Source organism: Caulobacter sp. SLTY, from assembly GCF_009905535.1.
GTDB lineage: Bacteria > Pseudomonadota > Alphaproteobacteria > Caulobacterales > Caulobacteraceae > Caulobacter.
Map to the genome: position 1 here is coordinate 41,236 of NZ_JAAALA010000004.1, position 15,779 is coordinate 57,014.

A 15,779-nucleotide genomic window follows, 5' to 3' on the forward strand; every position below is an offset into this window, starting at 1 on the left:
GGAGGCGCGGATGGCCGGAAGAATACGGTTGCTGATTGGACTGCTGGCGGCGGCGCTGGCGGGCTGCGACGGTGGATCCGATCCCGTGAAGGAGATCGTACAGGCCAAACAGGCGGAGGCGCGGCTTGAGGATCTTCTGCGGACGGTCTCCACCTACCATATGCCTGAGTTCAAGGGCGAAGGTCGGCTGCGGGATCACGGCGACACGAAATGCGTTATGCGGCGCAGCCGGACCGGCGCGGTTGAGGGCGTCGAGGTGGTGATGGTAGCCGTGTTCGCCGCACCCGATCAGGCCTGCCTGGAAAACGGCGCGGTCGAACTCAGTCTCTGGCGAAAACAGACGACCCCCGAACAGACTCCCGAACTGCTGGCTCAGGACCAAGGCCCGGCCGGCCGTTTCGGGTTTGGCCACTATCTGGGTCCGATCCGGTTGGTCGGCGGCGACATAGCCGTGGCGCGCAAGCCGAACGCCCACGACGCCGCGGCCCGCGCCAAGGTGGTCGACGACCAACTTAAATCCTTGGTGGCCAGTCCGCCGTTCGCAGCCAGGCGTCTGCCCCCTTGGCCTGAAATCGATCTACAGCCTGTGTTGGACCCGACACTGACCTTCACTCCGGCTGTTGATCGCCAGACCTACGAAGCCGTCCGCAATGGAGGCGGCATGGTGATGTGCTGGAAGGCGGAGGAGACTGAGCTGCGCTGCGTGACCGAGGCGCCACGTCGCCGCCCCTCGGTCCTGGCCTTGTTCAGCGTCCATGGATTCGACGATTTTCGCACCGCGTCTGAGCAGGCCGCTATTGATCTGCTACTGTCCCCTGAAGCGACCGGCGCTACCTCTCGAGCAATACCCTGATCCAGTCGGCCTCGGCCAGTTCGATCTCGTCGAGGTTGGCGCCCGGCCCTTGGCGGTCGACGACAAGGAAATCGCTGACCGCCTCCAGCGCCAGGGAATAGTGGTGCCAGGTCCCGGCGGCGTAGTTCACCCCCTGGTCGCCGCCGGCCAGGAACACCTCGATGCGGGCGAGATCAAGGTCGCCCGCCGGGGCGACGGCGACCAGGTAGGGGCGACCGTTCAGCGGCATGAAGGCCTGGCTGCCCAGGGGGTGGCGCTCCATGATCTTCAGGGTCAGGTCGGCCAGGGGGGTGGAGCGGAAGATGCTGAGGATCACCCCGCCGTCCTGCGCCGTGGCATGGGCCAGGGCGTGGTAGCGCGTGGTGGCGCCGTAGTTGATCGGGTAGTGCTCCGCCTCGTCCCGCACACTGATCACCTCGCCGTAGGGGGCGAAGGCTTCCGGGGTCAGGGGTTTGGGCCGGACGATCCTCATTTGGCGCCGGCCTTGATCCAGGCGCCGAGCTTGGCCCGCTCATCCTCGGTCATGCCGGTCTCGTTGCCCAGCGGCATGGAGTGGTTGGCCACCGCTCGCTCATAGATGCGCGGGGCGTACTGGCGGATCTGCGCCGGTGTGTCATAGGCCACCCCGTTCGGCGGGGCGGTGAAGCCGCGGTGGGTCGGGTTGGCCGAGTGGCAGGTCTGGCAGTGGCGGCCGATCATGGCCTGGACCTCCGGGAAGGCCGGGACGGCGATGCCCGCCTCTGCCGGCTTGGGCGTGGTGGCCAGGGCCAGGAACATCACCGCCACAAACAGGGCGATGCCGTTGACCAGGATGATCGGCGTCTTCCGCCCGGCGTTCTTCTCGTTGAAATAGTGGCGGATCACCGCCCCGCTCAGCCCGATCCCCATGGCCAGCAGCCAGTTCAGCGGATGGTCGACCACATTCGGATAGTGGTTCGACACCATCAGGAACAGGACCGCCAGGGTCATGTAGTTGTTGTGGACGCTGCGCAGCTTGCCCTTCTTGCCCAGGGCCGGGTCCACCGGCTGGCCCGCCAGCATGGCCGCCACGATCTTCCGCTGGTTGGGGATGATCACCAGGAAGACGTTGCCGACCATGGCCGTGCCGATCAGCGCGCCCAGGTGGATGAAGGCGCCCCGGTTGCTGAAGACCTGAACCAGGCCGAAGGCGGCGGCCGTCAGCACGGCGAACCAGACGATAGCGAACAGGCGCTCGCGGTGGGCCAGCCAGCGGCAGAGGAGGTCGTAGACGATCCAGCCGCCGGCCAGGAAGCCGGTCCCGATGGCGATGGCCTGCCAGGGGGCGAGGGCGATCTTGGCCGGGTCGATCAGATAGACGGATGCCCCGGCGTAGTAGATCAGCGTCAGCAGCAGGATGCCGCTGATCCAGGTGGTGTAGGCCTCCCATTTGAACCAGTGCAGCTCGGCCGGCATGTCCGGCGGGACCGAGAGGTACTTGCGCTTGTGATAGAAGCCGCCGCCGTGCACCGCCCAAAGATCGCCCTGGACGCCCTTTGGCGTCTCGGGCGTGGCCCGCAGGCTGGCGTCCAGCCACATGAAATAGAAGGACGAGCCGATCCAGGCGATCCCCGCGATGACATGCAGCCAACGGACGGCGAGGTTGGCCCAGGCGAGGAGGTCGGCGAGCATCAGGCTTCCATCCGTTGCAGCAGCTGGGCGGCGACGCTCACGGCGATCACCTCCGGCGCCTTGCTCTTCAGGCCCTCGATGCCGATCGGGCAAGTGAGGTTCGCGGCCGAAACGCCGTCCTCGTTCAGACGACGGAGAAATCGGGCCTTCTTGGTCGCCGAGCCGATCAGGCCGACGTAGGCGGGGGCCGCCGAAAGGGCCGCGCGGGTCAGCTGGTAGTCGAGGTCATGGTTGTGGGTGAGGATCAGGACGAGGTCGTCCGGTCCCGCGCCGGCGGCGGTCTCGATCAGCCGCGCCTCCTCGTGGATGGCGACACCCGGGCCGGCCGCTTCTTGGCGGCTGTCCTGCCAGTCGAGGCGGAAAGGCAAGGGGGTGAGGGCGCGGGCGATGGCCTGGCCTACGTGGCCCGCGCCGAACAGCAGGACGCGAGGGCGGGCGGCGTCGATCCGCTCGACCAGGGCGTCACCTTCGCCAAGAGTCGGGCGGCGGCCGGGCAGGGGGACGCCGTCGGGGCCGATCAGGGCCACGGCGCCGACCCACTGGGTCTCCTCGCCGAAGAAGCCCCGCTCCAGCCGGGCGCCACAGATGCGGGCCTTGAGGCCATAGGGTCGGCCGGCGGCCTCGGCGCGGGCTGCCGGTTCCAGCCAGACGCGGTCGTCCGCATCCAGCCGCTCAAGCAGCAGGCGGACGTGGCCGCCGCAGCACTGCTGCAGGAAGGGGCCGAGGGGGTAGTCCTGCACCGCCCAGTCGCGCTCCGACTGTCCGAGCAGCTGGCGGGCCTGGTCGGCGGCGCGGTATTCCAAGGCGCCGCCGCCGATGGTGCCGGTCTGGCCGTCGGCGGTGACCAGCATCCGGGTCCCGGCCTCGCGCGGGGTGCTTCCCTCCGCCGCGATGACGGTGACCAGGGCCAGCGGCTCGCCGCGCCTGATGGCGCTCAGGGCCTGGGCCGCCCAGCTCATGAGAGGCCCGCCCGACGGCGGACGTCGTCCACCGCCATCAGGATGCGCTCGGGCGTGGCCGGGGCGTCGAGGGTCGGCATGATCTTGAAATCGCCGGCCGCCGCCACCGCCTGGGTCAGGGCCGAGAAGACGCTGATCGCCAGCATCAGCGGCGGCTCGCCGACCGCCTTGGAGCGGCGGATGGTGGCGGCCGGGTTCGGCTGGTCCCAGAGGTCGATGTGGAGGATCGGCGGGCGGTCGGAACAGGCGGGAATCTTGTAGGTCGAGGGGGCGTGGGTCTTCAGCGCGCCCTGGTCGTCCCAGACCAGCTCCTCGGTGGTCAGCCAGCCCATCCCCTGGATGAAGCCGCCCTCGATCTGGCCAAGGTCGATGGCCGGGTTCAGCGAGGCGCCGCAGTCGTGCAGGATGTCGGCGCGCAGGCAGCGGTTCTCGCCGGTCAGGGTGTCGATGATCACCTCGGAACAGGCAGCGCCCCAGGCGTAGTAGAAAAACGGCCGGCCCTGGTGGGTGGCGCGGTCATAGTGGATGTCCGGCGTGCGGTAGAAGCCGGCCGCCGACAGGCCGATGCGGTTGAACCAGGCCTCGCGGACCAGGGTGGTGAAGTCCTGGGTTTCTGTCCCGCAGCGAACCATGCCGCCGGCGAAGGTGACGGCGGCCGGATCGACGCCCCATTTTTCGGCGGCGAAGGCGGTCAGCCGGGCCTTGATCTGGTTCGCCGCATCCAGGGCCGCCATGCCGTTGAGGTCGCTGCCCGAGCTGGCGGCGGTGGCGCTGGTGTTGGGCACCTTGTCGGTCGCGGTGGCGGTGATCCGTACGCGGTCGAGTCCGATGCCGAAGGCGTCGGCCACCACCTGGGCGACCTTTTGATAGAGGCCCTGGCCCATCTCCGTGCCGCCGTGGTTCAGCATCACCGAGCCGTCGGTGTAGACGTGGATCAGCGCCCCGGCCTGATTGAGGTGGGTGGCGGTGAAGCTGATGCCGAATTTGACGGGGGTGAGGGCGATGCCGCGCTTCAGCCAGCGGTTCTTGGCGTTCCAGTCGGCGATGGCGGCGCGACGCCGGCGATAGGCGCTGGTCGCCTCCAGCCGTTCGATCAGCTCCAGGATCGGGGCGTCATCCACCGTCTGGCCATAGGGTGTCTGGAGGCCGGCCACGCCATAAAGGTTGGCCTTACGCACATCGAGCGGGTCAATGCCGAGGTCCAAGGCGATGGCGTCCATCGCCCGCTCTATCCCCATCATCCCCTGCGGTCCGCCGAAGCCCCTGAAAGCGGTGTTGGAGACGGTGTGGGTGCGCCAGCGGTGCGAGCGGATCTCGGCGGCGGGCAGGGCGTAGGCGTTGTCGCTGTGGAACATGGCCCGGTCGTTGATGGCCATCGACAGGTCGGCGCTGTAGCCGCAACGGCTGCCCATCTCCACCGCATAGCCGGTCAGCCGCCCGGCCTCGTCGAAGCCGGCTTCCCAGCCGGTCTCGAAGTCATGGCGCTTGCCGGTCATGACCATGTCGTCGTCCCGGTCCAGCCGCAGCTTGGCCGGCCGGCCGGTGCGCACGGCGATGAGGGCGGCAGCGGCGGCGAACAGGGCCGGCTGGCTCTCCTTTCCCCCGAACCCGCCGCCCATCCGCCGCACCTCGACGGTGACCGCATGGTCGCGCACGCCCAGCACCTTGGCGATGTTGTGCTGGACCTCGGTCGGGTGCTGGGTGGAGCACCAGACGTGGACGTCGCCGTCCTCGCGGGGCGTGGCCAGGGCGATCTGGCCCTCGAGGTAGAAGTGGTCCTGGCCGCCGATGGCCAAGGTTCCCGACAGCCGGCGCGAAGCGGCGGCTATGGCGGCAGGCGCATCGCCCAGCCGCATTTCCTGGGCCGCCTCGATCACCGAGCCGGCGGCGCGGGCGGCGTCCTGGGTCAGGATGGCGGGCAGGTCTTCGTAGTCGATCCGGGCCAGGGCGGCGGCGGCGCGGGCCTGGGCCAGGCTTTCGGCGGCGACAGCGAACAGGGACTGGCCGACGAACTGGACCCGGTCCTCCGCGAACAGCGGATCGTCGCCCACGACTGGGCTGACGTCGTTCTTGCCGGGCACGTCGGCAGCGGAGATGACATCGACCACTCCGGGCGCAGTCCGCACCGCCGACAGGTCCATCGCCAAGATCCGGGCATGCGCCTTCGGGCTCTGGGCGATGTAGAGGTGCACCAGCCCGGCCGGCTCCGGAATGTCGTCGATATAGGTGGCGCGGCCGGCGACGTGCTTTTCGGCGCTGTCGTGCTTGATCGGCCGGCTGACGACGCCGGTGGCGGGACCTCCGGCGTCAGGCATCGATCGCCTCCGCCGCCAGCACCCCGGCCGTTTGCCCGGCGAACCAGCGGCGCAGCAGATTGCCCGCCGTGGTCAGCCGATAGGCGGCGCTGGCCCGCATGTCGTCGAGAGGGGTGAAGTCCTCGGCCAGGGCCCGGGCGGCGGCCTCGATGGTTTCCTCCGTCCACGGCCGGCCGGTCAGGGCGGCCTCGCAGGCGGCGGCGCGCTTGGGCGTGGCGGCCATGCCGCCGAAGGCGATACGGGCGTCGCTGACGATGCCGTCCTTCACCGCGACGGAGAAGCCCGCGCAGACGGCGGAGATGTCCTGGTCGAACCGCTTGGAGAGCTTGGCGACGTGGAACAGGCGGTCGCCCAGCGGCGGGATCACCAGCGCCTCGACGAACTCGCCGGGCCGCCGGTCCTGTTTGCCATAGGCGATGAAGTAGTCCTCCAGCGGCAAGCTGCGCGTGGTCGCGCCCTTGCGCAGCACCAGCTTCGCGCCGAGCGCGATCAGGGCCGGGGGCATGTCGCCGATCGGTGAGCCGTTGGCGATGTTGCCGCCGAGGGTGCCGCTCGACCGCACCTGCACAGACCCCAGGCGGCGGAGCAGCTCGCCGAGGTCGGGATGCAGGCCGCGCAGGACGTCGAGCGCATCGCCGTAGCGGATGCCGGCGCCGATGCGCAGGCCCTCCGGCGTCTGGCTGATGGTCTGCAGTTCGTGGACAGCGCCGATCCAGATGACCGTCTCCAGCCGCCGATGCTGCTTGGTCACCCACAGGCCGACATCGGTTGCCCCGGCCAGGATCACCGCTTCCGGATGCTGTTCGGCGAGGTCGGTCAGCTCAGACAGCGAGCGCGGCGAGAACCATCGGCGCCCGTCGGTCTCCACGGCCAGTGAGGGGGCGGCCGCCAGGGCCGTCAGCGCCTCGACCGGATCGTCCTCCAGCGTCGGGCCAAGGGCCTCCGCCGCCGCGACGATGGGGCCATAGCCGGTGCAGCGGCAGAGGTTCCCAGCCAGGCTGTCGTTCACCGGCAGGGGCTGTTTCTCCCGCCCGCGCACCCACAGGCTCATCACGAAGCCCGGGGTGCAGAAGCCGCACTGGCTGGCGTGGTGCTCGACCAGGGCGGTCTGCACAGGATGTTTTCCGCCCAGGCTCTCGACCGTCTTCAGCGCCTTGCCGTCCAGCATCGGCAGGAAGAGGATGCAGGCGTTGACCGCCCGCCAGCGCACCGCGCCGTCTTCAAGCTCGCCGACCGCTACGGTGCAGGCCCCGCAGTCGCCCTCGGCGCAGCCCTCCTTGGTCCCGGTGCGGCGGCGCTCGTAGCGCAGCCAGTTGAGCACCGTCATGGTCGGATCGATGCCCGAAAGCTCGACCACCTCGCCATCGAGCAGGAAGCGGACGGTGTCGCGCATCAGCTGCCCCGATAGGTCGAATAGCCGAACGGCGAGACCAGCAGCGGCACGTGATAGTGGGCGGCTGTGTCAGCGACGCCGAAGTCGATGGCCACGGTCTCGAGGAAGGCCGGCTCCGGCAACGCCACCCCCGCCTCGCGGAAATAGGCCCCGACCTCGAACTCCAGCCGATAGGCGCCGACCGCGATGGTCTCGCCCGTCAGCAGGGGCGCGTCGCAGCGGCCGTCGGTGTTGGTGCGTGTTTCGACCAGCACGGCGCCGTCCCGGATCAGGCGCAGCGCCACCCCGGCGGCCGGCCGGCCGTGGGTGGTGTCGAGGACGTGGGTCGTCAGACCGTTCATTCTTGCTCCAGCAGCCGCCGAAACGCGGCGGAGCAGTCCAGAATTCTCCCTCGCCGCGCCGAATGCAACCATTGTCGCCGCCCATCGCGCGCAAGCCTTGACCTTGAGCGTCCGGCGGGCTCCGTATGGGCGTCCGATGAGCGACTTCTATCCCCGCGACCTGATCGGCTACGGCCCCAATCCGCCGCACGCGGACTGGCCGGGTGGCGCGCGGATCGCCGTGCAGATCGTCCTGAACTACGAGGAGGGCGGCGAGCGCTCCATCCTGCATGGCGACGCCGGGGCCGAGACCTTCCTGTCGGACATGATCTTCCCCGGCCCGGTCGAGGCCGCCCAGCATATGAGCATGCAGTCGATCTATGAGTACGGCTCGCGGGCCGGGGTCTGGCGGCTGCTGCGCCTGTTCGAGCGGTACGGCGTTCCTCTGACGGTGTTCGGGGTGGCCATGGCCATGGACCGCAACCCCGCCGTGGTCGAGGCCTTCCTCAAGGCCGGGCACGAGATCGCCAGCCACGGCTGGCGCTGGATCAACTACCAGGACATCCCCGAGGCCATCGAGCGCCAGCACATGGAGCGGGCCATCGAGATCCACGCCCGGCTGACCGGTGAGCGCCCCCTCGGCTGGTACACCGGCCGCACCAGCCCGAACAGCCGCCGGCTGGCGGCGGAGGAGGGCGGCTTCCTCTATGACTCCGACGACTATTCGGACGACCTGCCGTTCTGGACGACGCCGGCCGGCAAGCCGCACCTGATCGTGCCCTACACGCTTGAGGCCAACGACATGCGGTTCTCCGGCACTGGCCTCAATACCGGCGATCAGTTCTTCCAGTACCTGCGCGATACCTTCGACGTTCTGTATGCGGAGGGCGAGGAGCGGCCGAAGATGATGTCCATCGGCCTGCACTGCCGCCTGGCGGGGCGACCGGGCAAGCTGGCGGGGCTGGAGAAATTCCTGCGTCACGCGCTCGGGCATCAGGACGTCTGGTTCGCCCGGCGTATCGAGATCGCCCGCCACTGGCGCGAGAGACACCCTCATGGCCGTTGATTTCACCACCCGGTTCGGCGGCGTCTATGAGGACTCCCCCTGGGTCGCCGACGCCGTCTGGGCCCATGCCGCCGACCTGACCACGGCCGAGAAGATGGCCAAGGCCATGGCCGAGGTGGTCGATACCGCCCCGTATGAAAAGCAGCTGGCCCTGATCAAGGCCCACCCGGAACTGGCCGGCCGTACGGCCATGGCCGACGCCTCGGTGCGCGAACAATCGGGCGCTGGTCTGGACCAGTGCAGTCCCGAGGAGTTCGCCGCCTTCCAGCGGCTAAACGCCGCCTACAACGCCCGCTTCGGCTTTCCCTTCATCGTGGCGGTCAAGGGCATGACCCGCGCCGACATCCTGGCCGCCTTCGAACAGCGCCTGGACAACGATCCGGAGACCGAGTTCGCCGAGGCCCTGCGCCAGATCCACCGCATCGCCCGCTTCCGCCTGGACGACCTCTTCAAGGACCCCGCGTGACCCATCCCTTCGCCGGCCTGATCGACCTGGCCCAGCCGCGCCTGGGCGGCGCGGTGGTCTTCGCCACCGACGACTTCTTCGCCGACAAGAGCCGGATGATCGACCCGGCCGAACCGGTCTTCATCCCCGGCAAGTACGATGAGAACGGCAAGTGGATGGACGGCTGGGAAAGCCGCCGCAAGCGCGTGCCCGGCCACGACTGGGCCATCGTCAAGCTGGGCGCGCGGGGCGAGATCGCCGGCTTCGAGATCGACACTCGAAACTTCACCGGCAACTACCCGCCGAGAGCCTCCATCGAAGCCTGCCAGAGCGACGCTGACATCCCGGCCGACAACACCGCCTGGACCACCCTGGTCCCGGTCACTGACCTAAACGGCAACGACCGCCGCTTCCTGGTGGCCCAGACCCCCGGCGTCTGGACCCACGTTCGCCTCAGCATCTACCCGGACGGCGGCGTCGCCCGCCTCCGCGTCTTCGGCACGGTGCACAAGGACTGGTCCAAGGTTAGCCCTGATGAGGTGCTCGACCTCCTGGCCATGGAAAACGGTGGCCGAGGCCTGATCGCCAACGACGAACATTTCGGCCGCGTCGAGAACCTCACCGCCCCCGGCCGGGGCAAGGACATGGGCGACGGCTGGGAAACCCGCCGCCGCCGCGAACCCGGCCACGACTGGGCCGTGCTGGCGCTCGGCCACGCCGGAACCATCGAGGAGGTCATCGTCGATACCGCCCACTTCAAAGGCAACTACCCCGACCGGTGCTCCATCCAGGCGTCGGCGGAGGCCCACGGCACGGCCGAGGAAATCGCCAAGTCGGCCGAGACCTGGCCGGTGCTCCTGGAGGAGGTGAAGCTGTCGATGAACCGCATCCACGTCTTCCGCGAGGAGCTGAAGGCGCTGGGGCCGGTGCGCTACGTACGGCTGAACATCTACCCGGACGGTGGGATCAGCCGCCTCCGGCTGAAGGGGCGAAAGGCATGAGGCTCGTCGCAGGCGCCTTGCTGTGTACGCTCGCTGTCGCCGGGCATGCCCGGGCGGGCGATCTGACGTGCGAAGAGGCTCTGCGTCGGGTCGATACCTTCGGGGAGATGCGTTGGTCCGATCCCGCGCCGGCCCTTGTTGGCCCGAAAGTGGATCTCGATTGCATGTCAGACTGCAGTTTCACCGACCTGCAGGGCGTCGAGTATGAATACCTGAACAATCTGCTCACGGATAAGCAGCTGCGAGCCGGGACGGGCACGCCCTGGCCGTGGGGTCTGGACGCCTCAGACGGACCCGCCGAGGTCAGAGCCAAGCTGGCGAAGCTGCTGCCCGACGAGGGCTCAATGAGCGTCCGCGAAGGCGGGCCGACCTATAACTTGGACGTTTCTGGCTGTGGAGCCTGGATCGAGGTGACATTCGGAGCCGAGGGGCGGGGCATCAAGGCGGTCAGCCTTAACGCTCAGCCTTGATCAGGCAGCCGACCGCGCTGTGAGCCCGCCCTGACGCTCAATGAACCTGACGATCTCATCCACCCCCTTCAGCCGGGTCAGGTCGCTCATCACGAAGGGCCGCGTCCCTCGTTGGACCCGGGCGTCGCTCTCCATCACCGAGAGATCGGCCCCGACGTACGGCGCGAGATCCGTCTTGTTGATGATCAACAGGTCGCTGCGCGTGATCGCGGGGCCACCCTTACGGGGGATTTTCTCGCCCTGGCAGACGCTGACCACATAGAGGGTCAGGTCGGCGAGATCCGGGCTGAAGGTGGCGGCCAGGTTGTCGCCGCCGCTCTCGATGAAGATGACGTCCAGGTCCGGGTGGCGGGCGACCATCTCGTCGATGGCGGCTAAGTTGATCGAGGCGTCCTCGCGGATGGCGGTATGCGGGCAGCCGCCGGTCTCGACGCCCATGATCCGATCCTCGGCCAGGGCCTGTAGCCGATTGAGGATCAGGGCGTCCTCGCGGGTGTAGATGTCGTTGGTGATCACCGCGACGGAGTATTGGTCGCGCATCGCCTTGCACAGCTTCTCGGTCAGGGTGGTCTTCCCCGAACCGACCGGGCCGCCGATGCCGACGCGCAGGGGGCCGTTGGTACTCATGAGATGAACAGCCTGACGGTGAGGGTTTCGTGTCGCATGGCGGCGATGTCGCTGTGCAGCGCGCAGGCCCCCAGGTCGTCGAGGGACGAGACGGCGGCGCGGGCGGCGGTGTCGAGGATCAGGGGCTCCAGCGCCGCCAGTACGGCGACACCGTCAGTCTGGCCTAGCGGCACGGCGCGCATGGCGATGCTGGTCAGGTTGCTGGCGAAACCGTGCAGCCAGGCGGTCAATGTGGGGGCCAGCGGCACGGCGTGGGCGGCGGCCGTGGCGCCAACCGCGACGCAGTAGGGCGTGGGGTCGCCGAACGGCGGCAGCAGGGCGTCGGTGCGCCAGGCGCGGGCGGCGGTGAGGAAGGCGGCGCCCTGGCTCAGGGATTCGCGGCGGCGTTCGAGCGAGGGCACCAGGGCGTCGGCCAGTTCGGCGATGTCGGCGATGCGGGCGGCGTCGGCGGTGGTGGAGGCGTTCCAGGCCTCGGTGAGGAGGACGGCGTCGGTCCAGCCGGAGCCATGGGCGATCAGGGCGGCGATCCAGGCTTGGAGGGATTGGCGGTCGTGAACAACGCTCTCGGCGATCACCGTCTCCAGCCCATGCGAATAGCTGAAGCCGCCGACCGGAAACGCCGGCGAGAGCCATGTCAGCAGCTTGAGAAGCGGCGCGGTCGTCAAGCGGGTGGCCGCCAGAGGTTTCCTTCTCCCCCTGCGGGAGAAGGTGTCGCCGTAGGCGACGGATGAGGGGTCACGCCGGCTTTGACGGAGCCCGGCCTGACCGTTGCACGCAGCTTGAAGAGTCTTCGACCCCTCATCCGGCCCTTCGGGCCACCTTCTCCCGCAAGGGGAGAAGGGACCACTTGCGGACTAGTGCTCATGTGCATGGTGAGCGCCCCCATAGGCCCCGCCCTCGGGATCGAACCGCTCTCTCACCCGGTGCACATGGGCTCCCAAGTGTTCCAGCATGTGCGCGATGACATGGTCGTAGCGGATCAGCAGGCGCTGGCCGTCGATCTGGGTGGCCAAGTGCCTGTTCCCCAAGTGCCAGGCCAGCCGCAGAAGGTGCTCCGGCGAATGGGCGGTGACCTCCAGCAGGTCCTCGGGCGCGGCCAGCACCTCGATGATCCGGCCATCGTCGAGCTTCAGCCCATCGCCATGCTTCAGTTGCACCGCCGCCGGCTCGTCGAGCAGGGCGTCGATCTTCATATGGTCGCTGGTCAGCACGAAGCGGCGCCGGTGGCGGCCGTCCTGGTCGAGGGTGACGTGGTCGGCGGCGGAATCCCACGTTCCGGCGGGGAGGATGGAGGCGACCTTGAGCATCAGAACAGGAAATACCGCTGGGCCATCGGCAGCACCGTGGCCGGTTCACAGGTGAGCAGCAGGCCGTCGGCCCGCACCTCATAGGTTTCCGGATCGACCTCGATGGCCGGCAGGGCGTCATTGTGGATCATGTCGGCTTTGGAGAGGCCCCCACGCACATTCTCCACCGCGACGAGCTCCTTGTCCGTCCCGATGCGCCCGCGCAAACCCCCGTCCAGCGCCGCGTGGGAGGTGAACACCACGCTCGACCGGGTCAGCGCCTTGCCCAGGGTCCCGAACATCCGCCGGTAATGCACCGGCTGCGGCGTCGGGATCGAGGCGTTGGGATCACCCATCGGGGCGGCGGCGATCGACCCGCCCAGCAGCACCAGGTCCGGCTTCACCCCGAAGAAGGCCGGGTTCCACAGCACGAGATCCGCCCGCTTGCCGACCTCGACACTGCCGATGTGGCGGCTCACCCCCTGCGCAATGGCCGGGTTGATCGTGTACTTGGCGATGTAGCGCTTGACCCTAACGTTGTCGGCCGCCCCGTCGCCGGGCAGCGGCCCGCGCTGGCGCTTCATCTTGTCGGCTGTCTGCCAGGTCCGGATCAGCACCTCGCCCACCCGCCCCATCGCCTGGCTGTCGCTGGAGATGATCGAGAAGGCGCCGAGGTCATGCAGGATGTCCTCGGCGGCGATGGTCTCGCGCCGGATCCGGCTCTCGGCGAAGGCGATATCCTCGGGGATCGACGGGTCCAGGTGATGGCAGACCATCAGCATGTCCAGGTGCTCGGCCAGGGTATTGACCGTGTACGGACGGGTCGGGTTGGTCGAGCTGGGGATGACGTTCGGCAGGCCGCAGACCTTGATGATGTCCGGCGCATGGCCGCCCCCGGCGCCCTCGGTGTGGAAGGCGTGGATGGTCCGCCCCTTCAACGCTGCCACCGTATCCTCGACAAAGCCGCTCTCATTGAGGGTGTCGGTGTGGATCATCACCTGCACGTCATAGGCGTCGGCCACGCTCAGGCAGTTGTCGATGGCGGCCGGCGTCGTCCCCCAGTCCTCATGCAGCTTCAGGGCGCAGGCGCCACCCAGGATCTGTTCCTCCAGCCCGGCCGGCAGGCTTGCGTTGCCCTTGCCCGCAAAAGCCAGGTTCATCGGCAACCCATCGGCCGCCTCGATCATCCGCTGGATATGCCAAGGCCCCGGCGTGCAGGTAGTGGCGTTGGTCCCCGTCGCCGGCCCCGTGCCACCGCCGAGCATACAGGTCACCCCGCTCATCAGCGCGTCCTCCACCTGCTGGGGACAGATGAAGTGGATGTGGGCGTCCATCCCCCCGGCGGTGAGGATCTTGCCCTCGCCGGCGATGGCCTCGGTGCCCGGCCCGACAATGATGGTCACCCCCGGTTGGGTGTCGGGATTGCCGGCCTTGCCGATGGCGGCGATCAGGCCGTCCTTCAGCCCGACGTCCGCCTTCACGATCCCCCAATGGTCGATGATCAGCACATTGGTGATCACCGTATCGACCGCGCCCTCGGCCCGCGTCTGCTGGCCCTGGCCCATGCCGTCGCGGATCACCTTGCCGCCTCCGAACTTCACCTCCTCGCCATAGGTGGTGAAGTCCCTCTCCACCTCGACGAACAGCTCGGTGTCGGCCAGCCGCACCCGGTCGCCGGTGGTCGGGCCGAACATGTCGGCATAGAGGGCGCGGCCGATACGGGCCATCTACAAGTCTCCCATCACGGCCTGGCGAAAGCCGAACACGCGCCGCGCGCCTGAGATGGGCACCAGGGTGACCTCCCGCGTCTGGCCGGGCTCGAACCGCACCGCCGTGCCCGCCGCGATGTCCAGGCGCTGGCCATAGGACGCCGGCCGGTCGAACAGCAGGGCGGGGTTGGTTTCGAAGAAGTGGTAGTGGCTGCCCACCTGCACCGGCCGGTCGCCGCTGTTGGCCACGCTCAGCACCGTACGCGCCGCGCCGGCGTTGAGTTCGATGTCGCCTTCCGGCGTGATGATCTCGCCGGGGATCATGGCCGCTTCCGAAGCCGCGCCACGATGCGGGCGAGTGGCTTGTGAAAGGCCGCGACCAGTCCCAGCACGATGGCGACGCCCAGCAGGGCGACGCCATGCTCGTCGCTGAACCCATGCAGCAGGCCCTCGGCGCCGTGGCCCTCGTGCGCGGCCGCCGGCGAGGCCAGCAGGGCAATGGTCAGGGCCGGAATGAAGCGTCGCATCGGACCTCCTAGCGAATGGGCTGATGGACGGTGACCAGCTTGGTCCCGTCCGGAAAGGTGGCCTCGACCTGGACGTCGTGGATCATCTCGGCGATGCCCTCCATGACCTGGTCGCGGGTGATCACATGGGCGCCGGCCTCCATCAGTTCGGCGACCGATCGGCCATCGCGGGCGCCCTCGACCACGAAGTCGCAGATCAGGGCGATGGCTTCCGGATGGTTCAGTTTCACCCCGCGCTCCAGCCGCCGGCGCGCCACGACGGCGGCCATGGCGATCAGCAGCTTGTCCTTCTCGCGCGGGGTCAGGTTCATTCAGAAGGTCCAGACGGTAGGGGGCTTGGCGCCCAGAGCGGCAATCGCAGGGACCAGGGCCCGGCGCAGGGAGAGCCCATCCGGCGCGGCCAGCCGGGCGACCAGCTTGCCGTCGAAGGCGCTGGCCCCGCCCAGGTCTCCGATGGCGGCGCGGACGGCGTCGATTCGCGCCTCGGCGTCTCCGCCGACCAGCAACAGGGTGGCGAAGGCGCCCGCCCCCGCCAACAGGGCTGAAGGCGCGGTCAGGGCCGGGATGTCCCCGGCCAGTGTCAGGTCATCTGCAAAGGTCAGCCGTCCCTCGCGCCGGATGCGCCAGCGGTCCTGGAACAGGCCGCGCGTGAACCGCTCGCCCATGGCATGGCGCCCCAGGATCACCGCCTCGCAGGCCAGCAGACGCGCCCCCGGCGCCAGGTCCGCCTCGATCCGCCGCGACAGGGCGCTGCCCTCGAACAGGATGGTCTCCTGCGGCAGCCAGTCGATCCGCGCGACCTCGCCCAGCGCCAGCCGCACATCGACCCGCGCGACATCCGCGCTGGCCCGATAAATCCGCTCACAGGCCTGGGTGGTCAGCACCGCATGGGCTCCGTCGCGGGCCTCCACCGCCCAGTCGAACCGGTCGCCACCGGTCATCCCGCCGGCCGAGTTGATCATCACCGCCTCGACGACGCCCGACCGACTGCGCGGCAGCCGCAGCTTCGCCGCTCCCTCCTGGTAGAGCCGCGACAGACGGCTGATCTCGCCGTCCCGCTGCACAGCCAGCCGCGCCCGACCCGCCGCGCGTTGCGCGGCAGCCTGAGGCGCGGCGGCCTGGGGCCGATCAGGGATAGGGACGTCGAACGCCATGCCG

19 protein-coding genes are annotated in these 15,779 nt (G+C 69.0%); 5 read left to right on the top strand and 14 right to left on the bottom strand.

Going from position 1 to position 15,779, the window contains the following annotated elements; translation table 11 throughout:
* Window positions 1-10: 10 nt before the first annotated feature.
* Window positions 11-853, top strand: coding sequence for a hypothetical protein (locus tag GVN21_RS03185; protein ID WP_166573264.1), 843 nt, complete (start codon window positions 11-13; stop codon window positions 851-853).
* On the opposite strand, the gene GVN21_RS03190 is transcribed toward GVN21_RS03185, so the two are convergent.
* Genes GVN21_RS03190 through uraH form a run of 6 tightly spaced genes read right to left on the bottom strand, consistent with a single transcriptional unit; the run spans window position 831 to window position 7,511 of the window.
* Entirely contained in the window at window positions 831-1,325 is a 495-nt protein-coding gene (locus tag GVN21_RS03190; protein WP_166573265.1) for an ureidoglycolate lyase, read from the bottom strand. The genes GVN21_RS03185 and GVN21_RS03190 overlap by 23 nt on opposite strands.
* Window positions 1,322-2,503 (bottom strand): urate hydroxylase PuuD, encoded by a 1,182-nt coding sequence (locus GVN21_RS03195; RefSeq protein ID WP_166573266.1) that lies wholly within the window; start codon window positions 2,501-2,503, stop codon window positions 1,322-1,324. The genes GVN21_RS03190 and GVN21_RS03195 overlap by 4 nt, the downstream gene beginning before the upstream one ends.
* Window positions 2,503-3,462: a xanthine dehydrogenase accessory protein XdhC gene (gene xdhC / locus GVN21_RS03200; RefSeq protein WP_166573267.1), complete on the bottom strand. Its 960-nt coding sequence runs from the start codon at window positions 3,460-3,462 to the stop codon at window positions 2,503-2,505. The genes GVN21_RS03195 and xdhC overlap by 1 nt, the downstream gene beginning before the upstream one ends.
* Window positions 3,459-5,777, bottom strand: a complete 2,319-nt coding sequence (gene xdhB / locus GVN21_RS03205; protein WP_166573268.1) for a xanthine dehydrogenase molybdopterin binding subunit — start codon at window positions 5,775-5,777, stop codon at window positions 3,459-3,461. Before xdhB ends, xdhC begins: the two co-directional genes overlap by 4 nt.
* Window positions 5,770-7,170, bottom strand: coding sequence for a xanthine dehydrogenase small subunit (xdhA, locus tag GVN21_RS03210; RefSeq protein ID WP_166573269.1), 1,401 nt, complete (start codon window positions 7,168-7,170; stop codon window positions 5,770-5,772). The genes xdhB and xdhA overlap by 8 nt, the downstream gene beginning before the upstream one ends.
* Window positions 7,170-7,511, bottom strand: a complete 342-nt coding sequence (gene uraH / locus GVN21_RS03215) for a hydroxyisourate hydrolase (protein ID WP_166573270.1) — start codon at window positions 7,509-7,511, stop codon at window positions 7,170-7,172. The genes xdhA and uraH overlap by 1 nt, the downstream gene beginning before the upstream one ends.
* Window positions 7,512-7,647: 136 nt before the next feature.
* On the opposite strand from uraH, the gene puuE reads away from it, so the two are divergent.
* Genes puuE through GVN21_RS03235 form a run of 4 tightly spaced genes read left to right on the top strand, consistent with a single transcriptional unit; the run spans window position 7,648 to window position 10,472 of the window.
* Complete coding sequence (gene puuE, locus GVN21_RS03220; protein WP_166573271.1) at window positions 7,648-8,556, top strand: allantoinase PuuE; 909 nt, start codon at window positions 7,648-7,650, stop codon at window positions 8,554-8,556.
* Window positions 8,546-9,022: a 2-oxo-4-hydroxy-4-carboxy-5-ureidoimidazoline decarboxylase gene (gene uraD / locus GVN21_RS03225; protein WP_166573272.1), complete on the top strand. Its 477-nt coding sequence runs from the start codon at window positions 8,546-8,548 to the stop codon at window positions 9,020-9,022. The genes puuE and uraD overlap by 11 nt, the downstream gene beginning before the upstream one ends.
* Entirely contained in the window at window positions 9,019-10,002 is a 984-nt protein-coding gene (gene alc, locus GVN21_RS03230) for an allantoicase (RefSeq protein ID WP_166573273.1), read from the top strand. Before uraD ends, alc begins: the two co-directional genes overlap by 4 nt.
* Window positions 9,999-10,472 carry a hypothetical protein gene (locus tag GVN21_RS03235; protein ID WP_166573274.1) on the top strand — a complete coding sequence of 158 codons (474 nt, stop codon included), beginning with the start codon at window positions 9,999-10,001 and terminating at the stop codon, window positions 10,470-10,472. The genes alc and GVN21_RS03235 overlap by 4 nt, the downstream gene beginning before the upstream one ends.
* Here the strand turns inward: GVN21_RS03235 and ureG are convergent, their stop codons facing one another.
* The 8 genes from ureG to GVN21_RS03275 form a co-directional block, all read right to left on the bottom strand.
* Window positions 10,473-11,099: an urease accessory protein UreG gene (ureG, locus tag GVN21_RS03240; RefSeq protein ID WP_166573275.1), complete on the bottom strand. Its 627-nt coding sequence runs from the start codon at window positions 11,097-11,099 to the stop codon at window positions 10,473-10,475.
* On the bottom strand, window positions 11,096-11,764 hold the full coding sequence (locus GVN21_RS03245) for an urease accessory protein UreF (protein ID WP_205689904.1): 669 nt from the start codon (window positions 11,762-11,764) through the stop codon (window positions 11,096-11,098). Before GVN21_RS03245 ends, ureG begins: the two co-directional genes overlap by 4 nt.
* Window positions 11,765-11,953: 189 nt before the next feature.
* A complete protein-coding gene (locus GVN21_RS03250; RefSeq protein ID WP_166573276.1) occupies window positions 11,954-12,406 on the bottom strand; it encodes an urease accessory protein UreE in 453 nt (150 codons plus the stop codon).
* Window positions 12,406-14,112, bottom strand: coding sequence for an urease subunit alpha (ureC, locus tag GVN21_RS03255; protein WP_166573277.1), 1,707 nt, complete (start codon window positions 14,110-14,112; stop codon window positions 12,406-12,408). Before ureC ends, GVN21_RS03250 begins: the two co-directional genes overlap by 1 nt.
* Window positions 14,113-14,418: an urease subunit beta gene (locus GVN21_RS20670; RefSeq protein WP_166573278.1), complete on the bottom strand. Its 306-nt coding sequence runs from the start codon at window positions 14,416-14,418 to the stop codon at window positions 14,113-14,115. It abuts the gene before it with no gap.
* Window positions 14,415-14,621, bottom strand: a complete 207-nt coding sequence (locus GVN21_RS03265; RefSeq protein ID WP_166573279.1) for a hypothetical protein — start codon at window positions 14,619-14,621, stop codon at window positions 14,415-14,417. Before GVN21_RS03265 ends, GVN21_RS20670 begins: the two co-directional genes overlap by 4 nt.
* A gap of 8 nt (window positions 14,622-14,629) precedes the next feature.
* The gene (locus GVN21_RS03270; protein ID WP_166573280.1) at window positions 14,630-14,932 is read right to left on the bottom strand and encodes an urease subunit gamma; all 303 of its coding nucleotides are present in this window, start codon (window positions 14,930-14,932) and stop codon (window positions 14,630-14,632) included.
* Window positions 14,933-15,775 carry an urease accessory protein UreD gene (locus tag GVN21_RS03275; protein ID WP_166573281.1) on the bottom strand — a complete coding sequence of 281 codons (843 nt, stop codon included), beginning with the start codon at window positions 15,773-15,775 and terminating at the stop codon, window positions 14,933-14,935.
* Window positions 15,776-15,779 lie beyond the last annotated feature (4 nt).

Coding starts and splice junctions, on each gene's coding strand:
- GVN21_RS03185 (WP_166573264.1), top strand. CDS start 11: ATGGCCGGAAGAATACGGTTGCTGATTGGACTGCTGGCGGCGGCGCTG.
- GVN21_RS03190 (WP_166573265.1), bottom strand. CDS start 1,325: ATGAGGATCGTCCGGCCCAAACCCCTGACCCCGGAAGCCTTCGCCCCC.
- GVN21_RS03195 (WP_166573266.1), bottom strand. CDS start 2,503: ATGCTCGCCGACCTCCTCGCCTGGGCCAACCTCGCCGTCCGTTGGCTG.
- xdhC (WP_166573267.1), bottom strand. CDS start 3,462: ATGAGCTGGGCGGCCCAGGCCCTGAGCGCCATCAGGCGCGGCGAGCCG.
- xdhB (WP_166573268.1), bottom strand. CDS start 5,777: ATGCCTGACGCCGGAGGTCCCGCCACCGGCGTCGTCAGCCGGCCGATC.
- xdhA (WP_166573269.1), bottom strand. CDS start 7,170: ATGCGCGACACCGTCCGCTTCCTGCTCGATGGCGAGGTGGTCGAGCTT.
- uraH (WP_166573270.1), bottom strand. CDS start 7,511: ATGAACGGTCTGACGACCCACGTCCTCGACACCACCCACGGCCGGCCG.
- puuE (WP_166573271.1), top strand. CDS start 7,648: ATGAGCGACTTCTATCCCCGCGACCTGATCGGCTACGGCCCCAATCCG.
- uraD (WP_166573272.1), top strand. CDS start 8,546: ATGGCCGTTGATTTCACCACCCGGTTCGGCGGCGTCTATGAGGACTCC.
- GVN21_RS03235 (WP_166573274.1), top strand. CDS start 9,999: ATGAGGCTCGTCGCAGGCGCCTTGCTGTGTACGCTCGCTGTCGCCGGG.
- ureG (WP_166573275.1), bottom strand. CDS start 11,099: ATGAGTACCAACGGCCCCCTGCGCGTCGGCATCGGCGGCCCGGTCGGT.
- GVN21_RS03250 (WP_166573276.1), bottom strand. CDS start 12,406: ATGCTCAAGGTCGCCTCCATCCTCCCCGCCGGAACGTGGGATTCCGCC.
- ureC (WP_166573277.1), bottom strand. CDS start 14,112: ATGGCCCGTATCGGCCGCGCCCTCTATGCCGACATGTTCGGCCCGACC.
- GVN21_RS20670 (WP_166573278.1), bottom strand. CDS start 14,418: ATGATCCCCGGCGAGATCATCACGCCGGAAGGCGACATCGAACTCAAC.
- GVN21_RS03265 (WP_166573279.1), bottom strand. CDS start 14,621: ATGCGACGCTTCATTCCGGCCCTGACCATTGCCCTGCTGGCCTCGCCG.
- GVN21_RS03270 (WP_166573280.1), bottom strand. CDS start 14,932: ATGAACCTGACCCCGCGCGAGAAGGACAAGCTGCTGATCGCCATGGCC.
- GVN21_RS03275 (WP_166573281.1), bottom strand. CDS start 15,775: ATGGCGTTCGACGTCCCTATCCCTGATCGGCCCCAGGCCGCCGCGCCT.